We start from the raw sequence: 15,580 nt of genomic DNA, 5'->3' as shown, positions 1-15,580 counted from the left end.
GATGCCCCGGGGTGGGGAGGGGAGCGTACGAGTGACGGGTACGGACGCACGGCGTGACATCGTCGGCACCGGCACCGGCACCGACACCGGCACCGGGGTTCGGCACAAGGCCGGTGCCGAGCCACCGGCCGTCTGGTCGCGGGACTTCGCGCTGTTCTTCGTCGCCCGTGCCGTCGCCCGCCTCGGCGACACCATGCTGCCCGTGGCGCTCGCCGCCGGTCTGCTGGAGCACGGGTACGGCGCGGGCGCGGTCGGTCTCGCCATGGCCTCCTCCGTCGCCGCCTTCGCCGGACTCGTCGTCCTCGGCGGGGTCATCGCCGACCGGTTCAGCACCCGCAGGCTGATGATCGGCGCCGACCTGGTCCGGCTCGTCACCCAGTCCTTCGCCGCCGGTCTCTTCTTCACCGGGCACGTGGTCCTGTGGCAGATCTGCGTCATCGGTGTCGTCAACGGCGTGGCCGCGGCCGTCTTCCAGCCGGGGGTGGCCAGCACCGTGCCCCGTCTCGCCCCCGACATCCAGGGGGCGAACGGTGCGATCCGGATCGCCGAGTCGTCGGCGCAGCTTGCCGGACCGGCCGTCGCCGGCCTCCTGGTCGGCTTCGTCTCGCCCGGCGGCCTGTTCGCCGTGCACGCCACCACCTACGCCACCAGCGCCCTGTGCCTGCTCCTCCTCCGGCTGCCTCCGCTCCCCGCGGCCGCCCGCACCGCCGGTCCCGGCCTGCGCGCCTTCCGGGCCGACCTGGTGGAGGGCTGGCGGGAGTTCCGGTCGCGGACCTGGCTGTGGGGCGTGATCGCCGTGTGGTGCGTGTACATGATCGCCGTCTGGGGGCCGACGGTCCCGCTCGTCGCCACCGAGGTCGTCCAGCACCACGGTCCCCGCGCCTACGGCCTGGTCAACTCGGCCCTCGGCGCGGGCACCGTGATCGGCGGCCTGCTCGCCCTCAGACTGCGCCCCCGCCGCATGCTGCGGGCCGGTGCGCTCGCCCTGTTCGCCTTCTTCGGCTTCCCGGCGACCGTCGGCGCCGGCCTCGGCGTGCCGGCCATGGCGGCCGGGGCGGCGGTGGCCGGGGCCGGGATGTCGTTCTGGGGGGTGATGTGGGCGACCAGCGTGCAGACCCAGGTCCCGTCCGACGTCCTCAACCGCATCCACGCCTACGACGTGGCAGGCTCCCTGGCGATGATGCCCGTGGGCCAGGCCCTCGCGGGCCCGGCGGCCGCAGCCCTCGGCGCCGACCACGTCCTGCTGGTCTCCGCCGTGATGAGCGTGCTGGTGGCCGCGGCCCTGCTCTCGGTCCCGGCGATACGGGGCCTGGTGCGAGCGGAGACGCAGACACCGACGCACTGAGCAGGCGCCGCGGCCGGGCTGGTGTGGGTTCCCGCGGGTGTTCGGGACTGGGGTGCGATGGGCGTGGCGTGTTCGCGTGGCTGCCGTCCGCGTGCTGAGCAGGCGCTCCGGTCGGGTCCGCATGCCCTCCTGCCCGCGCCCCGGTCGGGTCCCCATGGCCCCCCGCCCGCGCCCCGAGCCGCCGCCGGTCTCACGCGCGCACGGATGGCCGCCCCGCCCACACGAACGCGCCGATCCGCTCCCGCAGAGTCCGTGCGTCGAGCCCGTGCGCGGCGATGTGCTCCGCGACCGTGCCGTACCGCCGCAGCTCACGGCGTCCCACGCCGAGGCCGAGCACCCGGTGCGGCGCATCCGCCAGTGCCTCGCTCACCGCTGCCGTCGACGTTCCCGCGAGGTACGGCTCGACGAGGACGACGTCCGTGCCCGCGGACTCCGTGGCCCGGCGCAGCCCGGCCGCGTCGAAGGGTCGTACGGTCGTCGCGTAGAGCACGGTCATGTCCAGGCCCTCCGTGGCGGCGAGTACCGCGTCCAGCATGGGCCCGACCGCGACGACCACCCCGGCGCGCCCCTCGCGGACCGTCACGAAGTGCTCCCCGTCGACCGCCAGCCCCTGCCGGTTGGCCTGCACGGAGAGCCGGACGTAGACCTTGTCGTCCCCCGCAGCGACCGCGCGCCGCAGCAGCGTCTCGGCCTCGTCGGGATGTCCGGGCACGTGCACGGTCCAGCCGTCCAGGGTGTCGAGCAGCGCCACGTCGGCGGGCGCCATGTGGGTGTAGCCCCCGGCCGGCCAGTCGAAGGAGGCGGCCGCGCTCACCAACACCGCTCCGGTGTCCTGGTGCCCGAGGTCCAGCTTGACCTGCTCGAAGGGCCGCTCCACGAGAAAGCTGGCGAAGGTGTGTACCACCGGCCTGAGCCCGGTGAGCGCGAGACCGGCGGCGGCCCCGACCAGCAGCTGCTCGCGGATGCCGACGTTGATCACCCGGTCCGGATGCCGGCGCAGGGCCTCGGCGAAGCCGTCCTTGCCGATCTCGGCGAGGACGACCGCGACCCGCGGATCCTCGTCCAGCAGCCGGGAGACGACGGGGGCGAAACGGTCACGCATGGTGTCCATGAGGGCTGGACCCTTTCCACTGAGTTCTGACGGGAGGGACGGGAGGGGCTAGAGGGGCGAGAGGGACGGGAGGAGCTGGAAGATTCAGGCGTTCTTCGGCTCGACGCGGGCCACGACCACATGCGGGCGCCCCGGGTGCGGCGCGGTGAACGCGGCGTACAGGGCCTCGTGGTCCCGCCCGTCGACGGTCACCGCGGACCAGCCCGCTGCCTCGAACCGGGCGGCGATCCCGCCGGGCCGGGCATGGCTGGCGGAGGAGTTGTCGATCACGATGGTGTGCAGCCGTTCGAGCCCGGCGGGCCCCGCGAAGGCGATCGCCTCGTGGTTGCTGCCCTCGTCCAGCTCGGCGTCCCCGATCAGCACCCAGACGCCCGGCTCGTGCAGCCCCTGCGCGCGCAGCCCCAGCGCGCTGCCCACGGCGATCGGCAGCCCGTGCCCCAGCGACCCGCTGCCGATCTCGGCCCCCGGCACCAGCACCCGGTCGGGGTGGTGCCCGAGCGGGGAGTCGTACGACCCGAACCCTGGCAGCCACTCGACGGGCACGAAGCCCTTCGCCGCCAGCACCGCGTAGTACGCCATCGGCCCGTGCCCCTTGCTCAGCAGGAACCGGTCCCGGGCGGGATCCTCGCGCCGCTCCGGCGTGACCCGGAGCACCCGGTCGTACAGCACCCACAGCGCGTCGAGCGTGGAGGTGGCCGCCGGGCCGTGCTTCTCGTCGCCCGTCATGAGCGCCATGAGCCGGGGCAGGTCGTCGTAGCCGTAGGTGCGGGTGTCGTCCGCTGCGATCTTCATGTCGAAGATCGTGCAACCTCAACCAAGCTTGAGGTCAACAGGAAAGAGTGCGCGACCACCGAGCCGAGTGCGGTATTGTTTCCCTGCACGTTTCGACCGGGGAAACCCCAGGTCAAACGGGCACCGGGACGTGGCGCAGCTTGGTAGCGCACTTGACTGGGGGTCAAGGGGTCGCAGGTTCAAATCCTGTCGTCCCGACCAGCTTTGTTGCCGGTCGGAGGCCGTCTTCTCAGAGATGAGGAGATGGCCTTTTCCGTGTCTGCTTCCGATTCCGTTTCCATTTCCGCGGGACTCTCGGTCTCCCCGTCGGGGAGCATCGGGCCGTGGCCGCCGGTGGCGATCCTGGCCGCCATCCCGGCCAGCTGATGGCAGGCATGCGCGATCTCCCGCTGGGTCGTGTTCCGCTCGCTGACGACTGCCGCGAGCAGCAGTGCGGTCAGCGCGGCGGAGCCGTTGAACGCCTGCAGGGTGATCATGTCGGTGAGCAGGTCGTGACCGGCGAACGGGCCGCTCTGCCGGCCGGCGGCGATGATCGCGAAGGTCGACACGGCCAGTGCGCAGGGCGCGGCCCCGGCCAGCTGGAAGCGGAAGGCCGCCCAGACCAGCAGCGGGAAGCCGAGGAACAGCAGCGGCGTGGGGCCGGTCTCGATGAAACCGATGGTGGCAGTGGCGGCCAGCAGCAGCAGCCCTTCCACCCACCGGGCCGGTGTCGCCTCCCTCGGCCGGCGTGCCGAACTCAGGACGAGCAGGACCGGCGTGACCACCAGGACACCCATCGCGTCGCCGGTCCACCAGACGGACCACGTGGGCCAGAAGTCGCCGGAGGTCAGTACCCCGGAGAGGACCAGGGTCCCGGTGCCCACCGTCGCGCTGACCAGCATCCCGGTGAACGCGCCGAGAAAGATCAGGGCCAGCGCGTCCCGGAAGCTGTCCAGCTCTTTGCGGAACCCGGAACGGTACAGCAGCCCGTAGGAGCACAGGGGCGCGAGGGTGTTTCCCGCCACGATCGCCAGCACGGCCGGGAGCGACGGCCCCAGCGGGATGTTGACCAGGAACGCGCCGAGCGCGATCCCGGGCCAGACCCGCGGGCCGCGCAGGAGCAGGCTCGCCACCGCGATACCGCTGGGCGGCCACAGCGGCGTGACCTGGCCGCGCACCAGCTGCTGGAGCAGTCCCACCTTGGCAGCGCCGAAATACAGCCCGGCGATGACACAGATCTCGAGGACGGCCAGCCCGGCGTGCCCGAGCCGTTCATGCGGTACGACAGCCATCGGGCGACCTCCGCGTCCATCGCCCCGAAGCCCATCATCCGTCGGATCCCGCGGATCCTCCACGCCACCGCTCAGGCGTCCGGAGTGCGCACGGCGAGGATGGCCATGTCGTCGTGACCGTCGCTGGGATGGTGCTCGGCCAGCGCCTGGACGAACTCCTGCAGGGGCAGGGCAGCATGTTCCGTGGCGAGCTTCGCCAGCTCGGCCAGACTCTCGTCGATGGCGTGGCCGGGATGTTCGATCAGTCCGTCGGTGAAGAAGACCACGGTGGCGGCCGGAGGCAGGAAGCGGGAGTGGTCGGGGCGCGTCTGCTCGGTGTCGACCCCGAGCGGCAGCCCGGGCTCGGCGAACAGGAACTCCATGTGGTGCTCGGGGGTGATCAGCAGGGGCGGGACGTGGCCCGCGGTGCTCCAGCGCAGCCGCCAGCCCGATCCCTCGGGTTCGATCCGGGCCAAGGTGGTGGTCGTGACGGGATTGTCCGTGGTGGCCTGCAGGGCCCGGTCGAGCTGGGTGAGGACCGTGCCGGGCGGATTGCTCTGGTCGAACAGCAGCGCGCGCAGCATGTTGCGGGTGGAGGCCATGGCGGCCGCCGCATGCAGGTCGTGCCCGACGACGTCGCCGATGACGACCGCCACGACGTTGTCGGGCAGGGGGATGGCGTCGTACCAGTCCCCGCCGACCTGACTGGGCTCGGCGGCGGGCTGGTAGATGGCGGCGGCGGTGAAGGGCCGCAGGTCGGGCAGGGTGGGCAGCAGCAGCCGCTGGAACTGCTCTTCCCGGACGCGTACCCGTTCGAACAGGCGGACGTTCTCGATCGCGATGCCGGCGGCGCTCGCCAGGGCGAGGACGACGTTCTCGTCGTGCACGTCGAAAGGCTGTCCGTCGCGCCGCTCGGCGAGGTAGAGGTCGCCGTAGATCTCGCCGCGCACGCTGATGGCGACGCCGAGCAGGGTGCGCATGCACGGATGGCCGGGCGGGAAACCGGCGGAGGACGGATGGGCCGGGATGTTCTCGACCCGCAGGGGTTCGGGGTGGCGGATCAGATGGCCGAGGACACCCCGCCCCCGTGGCAGGCCGACGTCGGCCAGATCGTTGCGTTCCTGCTCGGACAGTCCGGCCGTGATGAACTGTTCCAGGCGCTCCCCGGACTCGTTGAGCACCCCCAGTGCTCCGTAGCGGGCGCCGACCAGGTCCATGGCGGTGGTGACGATACGGTGCAGCACCGCGGGCAGCTCCACCTCCCGGCTGATGGCCACCACCGACTCCAGCAGACCCTGCAGCCGGTCCATGGAGGACATCAGGTCGCGCAGGATGTCGTCGATCCGGCCCAGCTCGGAACGCAGGCGCACTTGCAGGTCGGGCAGGCGCGGCTGCCTCGGCAGTCTCCCCGCCCTCTCCCTCGCCATTGGGTTCCGGCCTCCTGACACGATCCGATCAAGCGGCTGCGTTGCCTTTCGATTGTGGCATCGGTGAGCGGATTCAGGCGCTCCGGACGTCCCGCCGGGACAGTGCGAGGTACCCGACCAGCCCGAGGATGGCCACCGTCCAGGACAGCGTCACCGGGCCGAGGCCCAGTCCGAGGCCGCCCCGGTGCGGCTCCAGGGCCATCCAGTCGGCGAGCGAGGCGCCGAGGGGGCGGGTGATGACGTACGCCGTCCAGAACGCGGGCACCGCGCCGAGGGTGCCCGCCCCGTGGGCGAGGGCCGGGACGCAGATCGCCACGGCGAACAGGGCCGCCGAGCCGAGGTAGCCGAAGCCGATGGACGCGGTGAGGTCGCCCGCGGCCGTGCCGAGCGCGAACGTGGCGAGGACGGCGGCCCAGTAGAACGTCTCGCGGCGGCGGGTGCGGATGCTGTGGATCGACAGGGTCCGCTCGCTCGCGTACCAGAGGGCGAAGACGGCGGCCAGGGCGACCATGAAGAGGGGCGTCGAGAAGGCGTAGGGCACGCCGAGGCCCACGTGCAGCACGTCGGCCGCCATCGTGCCGAACACGCTGACCATGACGATCGCCGTCCAGTAGACCCAGGCCACGTACCGGCGGACGGCGAACTGCACCGCGAGCGACGCCGCCAGGGCCAGACCGCCGAGGCCGACCGCCGGGACGGGGCCGAGCAGGTGCGCCAGGAGGTCGGACGCGGTCTCGCCCATGCCGGTGGTGAGGACCTTGATGATCCAGAAGTAGACGGTGACCTCGGGCACCTTGTTCGCGCCCGCACGGATGCGGGCGCGGGCTCCGGCATGGTCGTGGGGCCGCTGGTCGAGGACGTGCTCTGTGCTCATGGCCGCACCCTCGCATGGTCAACTGCCCCTTCCCCAGACCCCTTTGCCATAGTTTTGGGGCTTCTGGTGCAGGTGTTGCCACGGGCCGCCACAGGCCTGAACACAACCTGAACGCATCCGGGAAGGCCCTGGTCAGAGACCTGACTGGCCTGATAGGCAGGCCAGTCACCCAGGCGACCTGCGTCAGGACACGACACCCACGTGGGCGAGGGCCTGCTTCAGCAGCACCCCGTGCCCGCCCGGCATCTCGCTCTCCACGACCGGCGAGAGGGCCTCCTGCGGGCTGAACCACACCAGGTCCAGCGCGTCCTGCCGGGGCCGGCAGTCGCCGGTCACCGGGACGACGTAGGCAAGGGACACCGCGTGCTGGCGCGGGTCGTGGTACGGCGTGATGCCGGCCGTCGGGAAGTACTCGGCGACCGTGAACGGCTGCAGGGAGGCCGGCACCCGGGGCAGCGCGACCGGGCCGAGGTCCTTCTCCAGATGGCGCAGCAGCGCGTCACGGACCCGCTCGTGGTGCAGGACGCGGCCGGAGACCAGGGTCCGGCTGACCGTTCCGTCCGGGCCGATGCGCAGCAGCAGTCCGATGCTCGTGACTTCGCCGCTGTCGTCCACGCGCACGGGCACGGCCTCGACGTACAGGATCGGCATCCGGGCCCTGGCCATTTCCAGCTCGTCCGTGGTCAGCCAGCCGGGCGTGGTTTCGGTCATGTCAGACATTGCTTGATCATACTTTCCGGGTGGGGCGCGCGCTCAGTCACGGGCCGGATCGTTTGCGGGGAGTCCGTACAGTCGGCGGGCGTTGTCACGGCCCGTCCAGGTCGCGATGCGCAGGGCGTCGGGCAGGCTCAACTCGTCGGCGTCCACCCGGGACTGGAGTATTCCGGCCAGTCCCCGCCGGAAGGACAGTGCGCCCAGGTGGTGGAACTCGGCCACACCGTAGGCGTCCGAGCTGTACAGCAGTTTGCGGAACGGGGTGATCTCCAGAGCCTCCTCCAGCACCGCCCGGGAGCGGGCCGGGCCGGTGTAGTGCAGGGCCAGGCCGACGTCCAGGTACACCTGCTCGAACACCGTGGCCAGGTAGGCCGCCTGGCGGTGGTACGGCCAGCAGTGCAGCAGCAGGACCGGGATCGTGCCCGCCGTCAGGTGCAGCCAGTCGGTGAGCAGGGCGGGGTCGGCGCAGTGCAGCCGCAGGTCGGCGTCGCCGAAGCCGGTGTGCAGCTGGAGGGGCAGGCCGAGGTCGACGGCCGTCCACAGCAGGTGCCGTACGAGGACCGGGTCGGTCAGACGCCCACCGCCCGCGAGCCAGTGCCGGGCGGCCTGCGTCACCTCCGCCTGCGCGGGGCGCTCGGGGGCGAGCGCGAAGCCGGTGCGGTAGGCGGCCACCGACTTCACCGCGACCACTCCGGGCCGCCGTACGGCCTCCTCGGCCGCCGCCGGGAACACGGCCGCGTACTCGCCCGCCTCGACACCCCGCGCGGCCACGGCCTCGGCGACCTGTTCGAGCCGTACGACCTCGTGGGCGGCGGCGCCCGCGGCCGCGGCCAGTTCGGCGGGGGAGGTGACGGGGTGCGGGGCGTAGCCGGTGTCGACGCAGAAGACCTCGGCTCCGGCGGCGGTCAGGAACCGGCGGTTGACCTCGCGCCAGCCGAGTTCGGCGCGCCGGGCCAGATAGTCGGCGGGAGGTGCGTGCCGGGGCAGGTCCAGCAAGGGCGCGCAGTGTCGGCGTACGGCCACGCCGACCGGGCTGTCGAAGGTCGAGCTGCCGGGCCAGGCCTCTCCCTCGGTGATCAGCGACTCGAACTGCTCGGGCGCGAGATCGGCCGCGACGGCGCCGTGGCAGTGGTGGTCGACCAGCGGCAGCGCGGCGAGCGCCTCGTGGACGGGGCCGGGGCCAGGGGCGGGCATGGTCAGTACTTCCAGCGGTAGGCGGCCGCCACCTGCGCGTCGTCCAGCCCGTCCACGGCGGCCGCCTCCCCGAGCCGTACGGCGGTCACCGCGTCCGCCAGGACCGGGCCCAGCGCGGCCCGCAGGACCTGGTCGGCACGGAACTCCTCGACGGCCTGCGGCAGCGAGGTCGGCAGGCGCGCGACCCCGAGGGCGGCCGCCTCGTCCGGGCCGTACCGGGCCGGGTCCCCGGTGATCTCCTCGGGCAGCGGCAGGGACGCCGTCATCCCGTCGAGGCCGGCGGCGATGACACAGCCCAGCGCGAGATACGGGTTGGCGGCCAGGTCGACCGGCTTGATCTCCATGTTGGCGTCCTGGTCCCGGCGGCCCGCCGTGCCGGTGACGATCCGCAGCGCGGCCTCGCGGGTCTCCCGGCCCCAGGCGGTGAACACGCCCGCCCAGCGGGAGGGTTTGAGCCGTAGATAGCTGGCCGGGCTAGGCGCGGTGACCGCCGTCAGCGCCGGCAGGTGGGCGAACACTCCGGCCACGAACGACTCCGCCTCGGCCGTCATGCCGTACCGGCCCTCGCCGCCGGAGTGCAGGTTCACCCCGCCGCGCCAGCAGGACAGGTGCAGATGGCCGCCGTTGCCGACGCCCTCGGGGAGGAACGCGGGCGCGAAGGAGACCCGCAGCCGGTGCCGTTGCGCCACCGCCCGGATCGTCTGCCGCACCAGCACGCTGCGGTCGGCCGCCGCCACCGGGTCCCGTGCGCCCACCGAGACCTCGAACTGCCCGGCCGCGTACTCGGGATGGATCTGGTCCACGTCCACGCCCTGTGCCGCGAGCGCCGCCAGCAGGTCGGCGGTGTAGTCGCCCAGCTCGATCTGCCGGGCCGCGCCGTACGCCGGCCCGGACACCGCCGGGACGAACTCCGCACCGGGCGCCGTGTCGAGGCCGACCGCCCACTCGACCTCGACGGCCGCCTTGAAGGCGAGGCCGTGCCGGTCGGCGGCGTCGGCGACGATCCGGCGCAGAAAGGTCCGGGCGCAGCCGGGGTGCCGCTCGCCCTCCTGCGTGATCCGGTCCACGGGCGCCCACGCCCAGCCGGGCTGCCCGGCCAGGACCACCAGCTGGTCGAGGTCGGGGTAGAGCCTGAGGTCGCCGTCGGGGGAGCCGAGGACGTCGGTGGTGACGATCGAGTCGTCGGCCAGGAACGTGTCGAACACCGGTGACATGCCGACACCCCAGGACACGGCGGCCTCCAGGCGTGCCGTCGGGATCGTCTTGACCCGGCCGATGCCCGCCGTGTCCACATAGGCCAGGACGATCCCGTGCACGCCCCGGGCGGCCAGCTCGGCGGTGAGCGAGGCCACCCGACGCAGGTCGCCGGGGCGCCCGCCGGGCACCGGGTCGGCAAGGGTGGTCATACGTCCTCCTCGGCGGGCCAGGTCCGGACAGGGCCCAGGCCCCGGTGTCGTCGGCCTCAGGGTTTCACGGCCACCGCGCCGTACTGCGGTACCGCGGCTGCACCGGGCTCGGCGTGCCATCGCGAGCACGGCACCAGACCCGGTTCGACCGGCTCCAGACCGTCGAGGAACGAGGCGATCTCGGCGCCGCTGCGGGCGGTGATCGGCGGGGTGGCGTTGGCGTTCCAGAACTCCATCGCGGCGATGTTGCCCTCGCCGCCCACCTCGGCGTCGAAGGTCGGGTGGGTGAGCACCAGGTGACTGCCGGACGGGACCGCCGCCATGATCCGCCGCACGATGTCCCGGGCCGCCTCGGTGTCCAGGACGAAGTTGAGGATGCCCAGCATCATCACCGCGACCGGCCGGTCCAGGTCGAGCGTGTCGCCGGCGCGGCGCACGATGGCGTCCGGGTCGTGCACGTCGGCGTCGATGTAGTCGGTGACGCCCTCGGGGGAGCTGGTGAGCAGGGAGCGGGCGTGCACGAGCACGATCGGGTCGTTGTCGACGTACACGATCCGCGACTCGGGCGCGATCCGCTGGGCGATCTCGTGGGTGTTGTCGACCGTCGGGAGCCCGGTGCCGACGTCGAGGAACTGGCGCAGCCCGCGCTCCTCGGCCAGGTACCGCACCGCCCGGCCCAGGAAGTCCCGGTCCGCACGGGCCACCGACCGGATCACCGGGAACATCCCGGCGACGTGCTCGCCGACCTGCTGGTCGACCTCGTAGTTGTCCTTGCCGCCGATCCAGTAGTTCCAGACCCGCGCGTTGTGCGCCACGGAGGTGTTCAGCCTCGCCGGTCCGGCCGTCGGGGAGTCGCCCGCGCTCACGTCGCCGCCCTTCTCCTGTGCGGTTGTCGTGGTCATTGTGCCGCCCGTTGATCTCGCTGTCCCGGGAAACGCGCAGCGTGAGGGTTTGGCCACCCTCCGGGGCATCCGGTTGCACCTCCGAGGCGTCCGGTCGCATGAGGAACACTGGAACCCTCGGTTCCTACCCGCCCGCCCACCGCGTATCCCGTTCCCGACCGGAAGAAGGACATGCCCGCCACGCCCGCGTCCCTGCTCGAAACCCCCGGCCTGCCCGCCGGCTCGGCCGACATCCGGCTCGTCGTCACCGACATGGACGGCACCCTGCTGGACGACGCCAAGCGGATACCCGACGGCCTGTGGCCGACGCTCGCCGAACTGCGCCGCCGCGGCGTGCTGTTCAGCCCGGCGAGCGGGCGTCAGTACGCCACGCTGGCCCGGCAGTTCGCCGAGGTCGCCGAGGGCATGGTGTTCATCGCGGAGAACGGCACCTATGTGGTCCGCGACGGTGTGGAGCTGAGCTCCGACGTGCTCGACCGGTCCGTCGCCGCGGACCTCGCCCGGATGGTACGGCGCCTGGTCGCGGACGGCGTCGACGTCGGCGCGGTGGTCTGCGGCAAGCGGTCGGCGTACGTCGAGCGGACCGACGGGGCGTTCCTGGCGGAGGTGCGCAAGTACTACGTCGAGCACCGGATCGTCGAGGACGTCACCGCCGTCGAGGACGACGTGATCAAGGTGGCGCTGTTCGACTTCGGTTCCGCCGAGCACACCACGGCCCCGGCCCTCGACGCGTTCACCGCCAGCCACCAGGTCGTCGTCTCCGGCGAGCACTGGGTCGACGTCATGAACCGCACCGCCAACAAGGGCGCCGCCCTGCGCGGCCTGCAGCGCGAGCTGGGCATCACGCCCGCGCAGACCATGGTGTTCGGCGACTACCTCAACGACCTGGAGATGCTGGACGCCGCCGACTGGTCCTTCGCCATGTCCAACGCCCACCCGGAGGTCGTCCGCCGGGCCCGCCATCTCGCCCCGTCCAACAACGAGAACGGGGTGCTGCGGACCATCGCGCACGTTCTCGGTCTCTAGCTGCGCCGTACGGCTCGACGGGACTGTCAACTCCTCATACGCGAAGCGCTCCGTCGTCGTCGGGGCCTTGGTTCAGCCGCTCGGGGGAGGGCGGGACCGAGGAGCTCGGCACGATCATCCGTGCCGATCGACTGGCAGGAGTGCTGACGCATGAACAACGCAAGGGCCGTCCGGCTTCTGGCGATCGCCCTCGTGGTGATGTCCGCCGCGCTGATGGCGGTGGTCGCCGCGTGGGGTGCCCGGGCCACCGGGGCGAGCTGGCCCGACGTTCTGCAGCGCGGCGGAGTCGCGTTCGGGGGCACCATAGGCGTGTCTGCCGCGCTCGCTGCTCTGTACCGGGCGATCGGGGGCAGTGGCGGACAGTGGCAGCCGCGCGCGGTTCAGCGCTTCAGGCCGACCGCGCCGTACAGCGAGATCGGTCCGTCCGGTTCGCTCTCGGGGCGCCAGTCCGCCACGGAGACGATGCCGGGCTCCAGCAGGTCGAGCCCCTTGAAGAACGTGCCCACTTCGGCCTGTGAGCGGGCCACCAGGGTCACCCCGCCGGCGGCGTACGCGGCGATGCCCTTGCGGACGTTCTCCGGTTCGAAGTCGGCCGTCATCGTGGACAGCACCAGGCTGCTGCCCGGCGCCAGCGCGTCGACCAGCGTGGTGACCAGTTCGTGGGCGCCGTCCTCGTCGGCGACGAAGTGCAGCAGGGCGATCAGGGACAGGGCGACGGGGCGGTCGAAGTCCAGGACGCGGCCCGCCTGTTCGAGGATGGCGCGCGGATCGCGGGCGTCGGCCTGGACGTACTCGGTCACACCCTCGGGGGTGCCGCGCAGCAGCGCGTTCGCGTGGGCCAGCACGATCGGGTCGTTGTCGACGTAGACGACGCGGGCGTCCGGGGCGACGGACTGGGCGATCTGGTGCAGGTTGGGCTCGGTCGGTATGCCGGTGCCGATGTCCAGGAACTGGCGGATGCCGGCCTCCTGGGCCAGCGCGCGCGTGGTCCGGCGCATGAACCCCCGGTTGGCGAGGGCGGCCCGCGGGGCGCCGCCCCCGTCGATCGCCGCGATCCGGCGGCCGAGTTCCTCGTCGACGGGGTAGTTGTCCTTGCCGCCGAGGAACCAGTCGTACACCCGCGCCGGATGCGGCCGGGTGGTGTCGATCTCCTGAGCGGCCGGCTCGGTCCCCGTCACGTCCTGCTCCTCCGTTCGAGAGGCCCCCTTGCAGTCCGGGGGCATGCCAGCAGTCTGACACGATCTTGGGGTGGGGCGGAGGTGGTCTTCGGTTGCTTGTCCGTCCGGAGTGTTCTGCCAACGTGCCTGTCGGCGCGGCCGGTTGGGGTTCTGATCAGTGGGGGAGTGCCGGATCCGCCGGGCCGGCCGGGTGCGCCGCGTGCGTTCCACCGGGACGCTGACGCAGCTCCGCGTCGAGGAAGCGGAGCACCTCCGCGAAGACGTCCGCGCGGTCCGTCTCGTTGAACACCTCGTGCCGCGCCCCGGCGAAGATCCGCTCGGTCAGCCGGCCGCCGCTGAGGCGCTCCACCCCGACCCTGCTCCCCGGCAGCGGAACCAGCCGGTCGTCGTCCCCGTGCAGCCACAGCAGCGGCAGCGGGCCGATGTCCCCGCCCTCGGCCACGGTCTCCAGGGTGCGGACGAACGCCCGTAGCGTCGGCCGCTTCATCGGGCCGTGCCAGACCAGCGGGTCGGCGGCGTAGGCGGCGCCCACCGCCGGGTCCCGGGAGAGCGCGGCCGGGCTGATCGGGGTGTTCGGGATCTCGGGCAGGGCCAGCAGCCGCCCGGGCAGCTCCCAGACGCCGATCACCGGCCCGGACAGGATCAGCGCGCTCAGCTCCGCGCCGTAGCGCTGGGCGTGCCGGGCAGCGATCAGGCCGCCCATGGAATGGCCGACCACGACGAGGGGCAGGCCCGGATGCGCGGCGCGGGCGAGGTCCGCCGCCGCGTGCACGTCGGTGACGACGTCCTCGAAGTCCTCGATCACCACCCGATCACCGGCAGATTTTCCGTGCCCGACGTGATCGGGCCCGTACACCGCCGCCCCGTGCGCGTTGAGAACGCCCGCCAGTTCGTCGTAGCGACCGGCGTGTTCCCCGTACCCGTGCACCACGAGGGCCAGATAGCGCGGCTCCGGGTGCGGCCACTCGCGTACGACGATGCCGTCGAGGATGTGCTCGCGGACGTCGGCCATGTCTCCTCCGGCTGTCTGGGTGAAGGTTCCGGAGGATCTTCCCAGGGAGCCGCTCGGAGGTCTATAGTCCAAAACTAGCAGTGCTAATTAAGTGCGCCTGGCGCACACCCGTAGATTCGTGCTGATCCACAGCGTCGTAGGTCAGGAGTCCCAGCCGTGCGTCCCGTCCACTTCGCGGCCGCCCGCCGCACCCCCATCGGCAAGCTCCGCGGAGCCCTGTCCGCCGTACGGCCCGACGAACTCGCAGCGACCGTGATCCGCCACCTGGTGGCCGACCTGCCGGCGCTCGACCCCGCCCGCATCGACGACGTCTACTGGGGCGCCGCCAACCAGGCCGGCGAGGACAACCGCAACGTCGCCCGCATGGCCGCGCTGCTGGCCGGCCTGCCCGAGACCGTGCCCGGCGCCACCGTCAACCGGCTGTGCGCCTCCGGCCTCGAAGCCGTCACCACCGCGGCCCGCACCATCGCCGCCGGCGAGGCCGACATCGTGATCGCGGGCGGCTCCGAGTCGATGAGCCGCGCCCCCTTCGTCCTGCCCCGCCCCGACGAGGCCCTGCCGCACCGCATCGAGACCTTCGACACCCGGCTCGGCTGGCGCCTGGTCAACCCGGCCATGAAAGACCTGCACGGCCTGCTGGCCATGGGCGAGACCGCCGAGGAGGTCGCCGAACGGTACGGCGTCTCCCGCGCCCGGCAGGACGAGTTCGCGCTGCGCAGCCACCAACTGGCCGCCGCCGCACGCAAGAACGGCCACTTCGACGACGAACTCCTGCCCGTGGAGCGCCCGGACGGCGTCACGGTCGAGCAGGACGAGTGCGTCCGCGAGGACACCTCACTGGAGAAGCTGTCCCGCCTCAAGCCGGCCTTCCGCGCGGGCGGCACGGTCACGGCGGGCAACGCCTCGCCGATGAACGACGGTGCCGCCGGGCTCCTGCTGGTCAGCGAGGAGGCCCTGAACGAGCTGGGCCTGGAGTCCCTCGGCCGCTACGTCGCCGGTGCCTCGGCGGGCGTCCACCCCGACGTGATGGGCATCGGCCCGGTCCCCGCCACCCGCAAGGTGCTCGCCCGGGCCGGCTGGGAGATCGGCGACCTCCAGGAGGCCGAGTTCAACGAGGCGTTCGCCGCGCAGGCACTCGCCTGCGTCGACCAGCTGGGCATCGACCCCGAGCTGGTGAACCCCACCGGCGGCGCGATCGCCCTCGGCCACCCGCTCGGCTGCTCCGGCGCCCGCATCCTGACGACCCTGCTGCACCGCATGCGCCGCACGGGTGCGGAGCGGGGTCTGGCGACCATGTGCGTGGGAGTGGGACAGGGGAGCGCGGTGCTGGTCGAGCGGCACTAGCGATT

At 72.5% G+C, this 15,580-nt stretch carries 14 protein-coding genes and 1 tRNA gene; 4 read left to right on the top strand and 11 right to left on the bottom strand.

Annotation, left to right across the window (positions count from 1 at the left end; translation table 11 throughout):
* Positions 1–31 precede the first annotated feature (31 nt).
* The gene (locus ACFY3C_RS02835; RefSeq protein ID WP_390769453.1) at positions 32–1,345 is read left to right on the top strand and encodes an MFS transporter; all 1,314 of its coding nucleotides are present in this window, start codon (positions 32–34) and stop codon (positions 1,343–1,345) included.
* Positions 1,346–1,535: 190 nt separating this feature from the next.
* Here the strand turns inward: ACFY3C_RS02835 and ACFY3C_RS02830 are convergent, their stop codons facing one another.
* Complete coding sequence (locus tag ACFY3C_RS02830; RefSeq protein ID WP_390769452.1) at positions 1,536–2,456, bottom strand: transketolase family protein; 921 nt, start codon at positions 2,454–2,456, stop codon at positions 1,536–1,538.
* Between the two features lie 84 nt (positions 2,457–2,540).
* The gene (locus tag ACFY3C_RS02825) at positions 2,541–3,248 is read right to left on the bottom strand and encodes a transketolase (protein WP_390769451.1); all 708 of its coding nucleotides are present in this window, start codon (positions 3,246–3,248) and stop codon (positions 2,541–2,543) included.
* Between the two features lie 124 nt (positions 3,249–3,372).
* On the opposite strand from ACFY3C_RS02825, the gene ACFY3C_RS02820 reads away from it, so the two are divergent.
* Positions 3,373–3,449: transfer RNA gene (locus ACFY3C_RS02820), tRNA-Pro, on the top strand.
* Here the strand turns inward: ACFY3C_RS02820 and ACFY3C_RS02815 are convergent.
* The 7 genes from ACFY3C_RS02815 to ACFY3C_RS02785 form a co-directional block, all read right to left on the bottom strand.
* Positions 3,428–4,519: an MASE1 domain-containing protein gene (locus tag ACFY3C_RS02815; protein WP_386577836.1), complete on the bottom strand. Its 1,092-nt coding sequence runs from the start codon at positions 4,517–4,519 to the stop codon at positions 3,428–3,430. The genes ACFY3C_RS02820 and ACFY3C_RS02815 overlap by 22 nt on opposite strands.
* 71 nt (positions 4,520–4,590) lie before the next feature.
* The gene (locus ACFY3C_RS02810; protein WP_390769450.1) at positions 4,591–5,925 is read right to left on the bottom strand and encodes a PP2C family protein-serine/threonine phosphatase; all 1,335 of its coding nucleotides are present in this window, start codon (positions 5,923–5,925) and stop codon (positions 4,591–4,593) included.
* Between the two features lie 73 nt (positions 5,926–5,998).
* Complete coding sequence (locus tag ACFY3C_RS02805; protein ID WP_390769449.1) at positions 5,999–6,799, bottom strand: hypothetical protein; 801 nt, start codon at positions 6,797–6,799, stop codon at positions 5,999–6,001.
* Between the two features lie 183 nt (positions 6,800–6,982).
* Complete coding sequence (locus tag ACFY3C_RS02800) at positions 6,983–7,510, bottom strand: NUDIX hydrolase family protein (RefSeq protein ID WP_386577900.1); 528 nt, start codon at positions 7,508–7,510, stop codon at positions 6,983–6,985.
* 42 nt (positions 7,511–7,552) lie between these two features.
* Positions 7,553–8,707, bottom strand: a complete 1,155-nt coding sequence (locus tag ACFY3C_RS02795) for an amidohydrolase family protein (protein ID WP_390769448.1) — start codon at positions 8,705–8,707, stop codon at positions 7,553–7,555.
* A gap of 2 nt (positions 8,708–8,709) precedes the next feature.
* Positions 8,710–10,113, bottom strand: a complete 1,404-nt coding sequence (locus ACFY3C_RS02790) for a glutamine synthetase (protein WP_390769447.1) — start codon at positions 10,111–10,113, stop codon at positions 8,710–8,712.
* 56 nt (positions 10,114–10,169) lie between these two features.
* Positions 10,170–11,015 carry an SAM-dependent methyltransferase gene (locus tag ACFY3C_RS02785; RefSeq protein WP_386577841.1) on the bottom strand — a complete coding sequence of 282 codons (846 nt, stop codon included), beginning with the start codon at positions 11,013–11,015 and terminating at the stop codon, positions 10,170–10,172.
* Positions 11,016–11,186: 171 nt separating this feature from the next.
* Between ACFY3C_RS02785 and ACFY3C_RS02780 the strand changes: the two genes are divergently transcribed.
* A complete protein-coding gene (locus ACFY3C_RS02780; protein WP_386577842.1) occupies positions 11,187–12,041 on the top strand; it encodes a Cof-type HAD-IIB family hydrolase in 855 nt (284 codons plus the stop codon).
* A 380-nt stretch (positions 12,042–12,421) separates the two neighbouring features.
* Here ACFY3C_RS02780 and ACFY3C_RS02775 read toward each other — a convergent pair whose 3' ends face one another.
* Both ACFY3C_RS02775 and ACFY3C_RS02770 read right to left on the bottom strand, forming a co-directional pair.
* Positions 12,422–13,219, bottom strand: coding sequence for an SAM-dependent methyltransferase (locus tag ACFY3C_RS02775; RefSeq protein ID WP_390769446.1), 798 nt, complete (start codon positions 13,217–13,219; stop codon positions 12,422–12,424).
* Positions 13,220–13,373: 154 nt separating this feature from the next.
* The gene (locus tag ACFY3C_RS02770; RefSeq protein ID WP_386577844.1) at positions 13,374–14,231 is read right to left on the bottom strand and encodes an alpha/beta hydrolase; all 858 of its coding nucleotides are present in this window, start codon (positions 14,229–14,231) and stop codon (positions 13,374–13,376) included.
* A gap of 156 nt (positions 14,232–14,387) precedes the next feature.
* Between ACFY3C_RS02770 and ACFY3C_RS02765 the strand changes: the two genes are divergently transcribed.
* The gene (locus ACFY3C_RS02765) at positions 14,388–15,575 is read left to right on the top strand and encodes a thiolase family protein (RefSeq protein WP_390769445.1); all 1,188 of its coding nucleotides are present in this window, start codon (positions 14,388–14,390) and stop codon (positions 15,573–15,575) included.
* Positions 15,576–15,580: the final 5 nt, after the last annotated feature.

It is taken from the genome of Streptomyces sp. NPDC001410, from assembly GCF_042895235.1.
Taxonomy (GTDB): Bacteria; Actinomycetota; Actinomycetes; order Streptomycetales; family Streptomycetaceae; genus Streptomyces.
This window is presented reverse-complemented; position numbering and strand designations above follow the sequence as displayed.

Excerpts from the sequence above, each read along its gene's own strand:
- ACFY3C_RS02830 (WP_390769452.1), bottom strand. The coding sequence starts at position 2,456 with ATGGACACCATGCGTGACCGTTTCGCCCCCGTCGTCTCCCGGCTGCTG.
- ACFY3C_RS02825 (WP_390769451.1), bottom strand. The coding sequence starts at position 3,248 with ATGAAGATCGCAGCGGACGACACCCGCACCTACGGCTACGACGACCTG.
- ACFY3C_RS02815 (WP_386577836.1), bottom strand. The coding sequence starts at position 4,519 with ATGGCTGTCGTACCGCATGAACGGCTCGGGCACGCCGGGCTGGCCGTC.
- ACFY3C_RS02810 (WP_390769450.1), bottom strand. The coding sequence starts at position 5,925 with ATGGCGAGGGAGAGGGCGGGGAGACTGCCGAGGCAGCCGCGCCTGCCC.
- ACFY3C_RS02805 (WP_390769449.1), bottom strand. The coding sequence starts at position 6,799 with ATGAGCACAGAGCACGTCCTCGACCAGCGGCCCCACGACCATGCCGGA.
- ACFY3C_RS02800 (WP_386577900.1), bottom strand. The coding sequence starts at position 7,510 with ATGACCGAAACCACGCCCGGCTGGCTGACCACGGACGAGCTGGAAATG.
- ACFY3C_RS02795 (WP_390769448.1), bottom strand. The coding sequence starts at position 8,707 with ATGCCCGCCCCTGGCCCCGGCCCCGTCCACGAGGCGCTCGCCGCGCTG.
- ACFY3C_RS02790 (WP_390769447.1), bottom strand. The coding sequence starts at position 10,113 with ATGACCACCCTTGCCGACCCGGTGCCCGGCGGGCGCCCCGGCGACCTG.
- ACFY3C_RS02785 (WP_386577841.1), bottom strand. The coding sequence starts at position 11,015 with ATGACCACGACAACCGCACAGGAGAAGGGCGGCGACGTGAGCGCGGGC.
- ACFY3C_RS02780 (WP_386577842.1), top strand. The coding sequence starts at position 11,187 with ATGCCCGCCACGCCCGCGTCCCTGCTCGAAACCCCCGGCCTGCCCGCC.
- ACFY3C_RS02770 (WP_386577844.1), bottom strand. The coding sequence starts at position 14,231 with ATGGCCGACGTCCGCGAGCACATCCTCGACGGCATCGTCGTACGCGAG.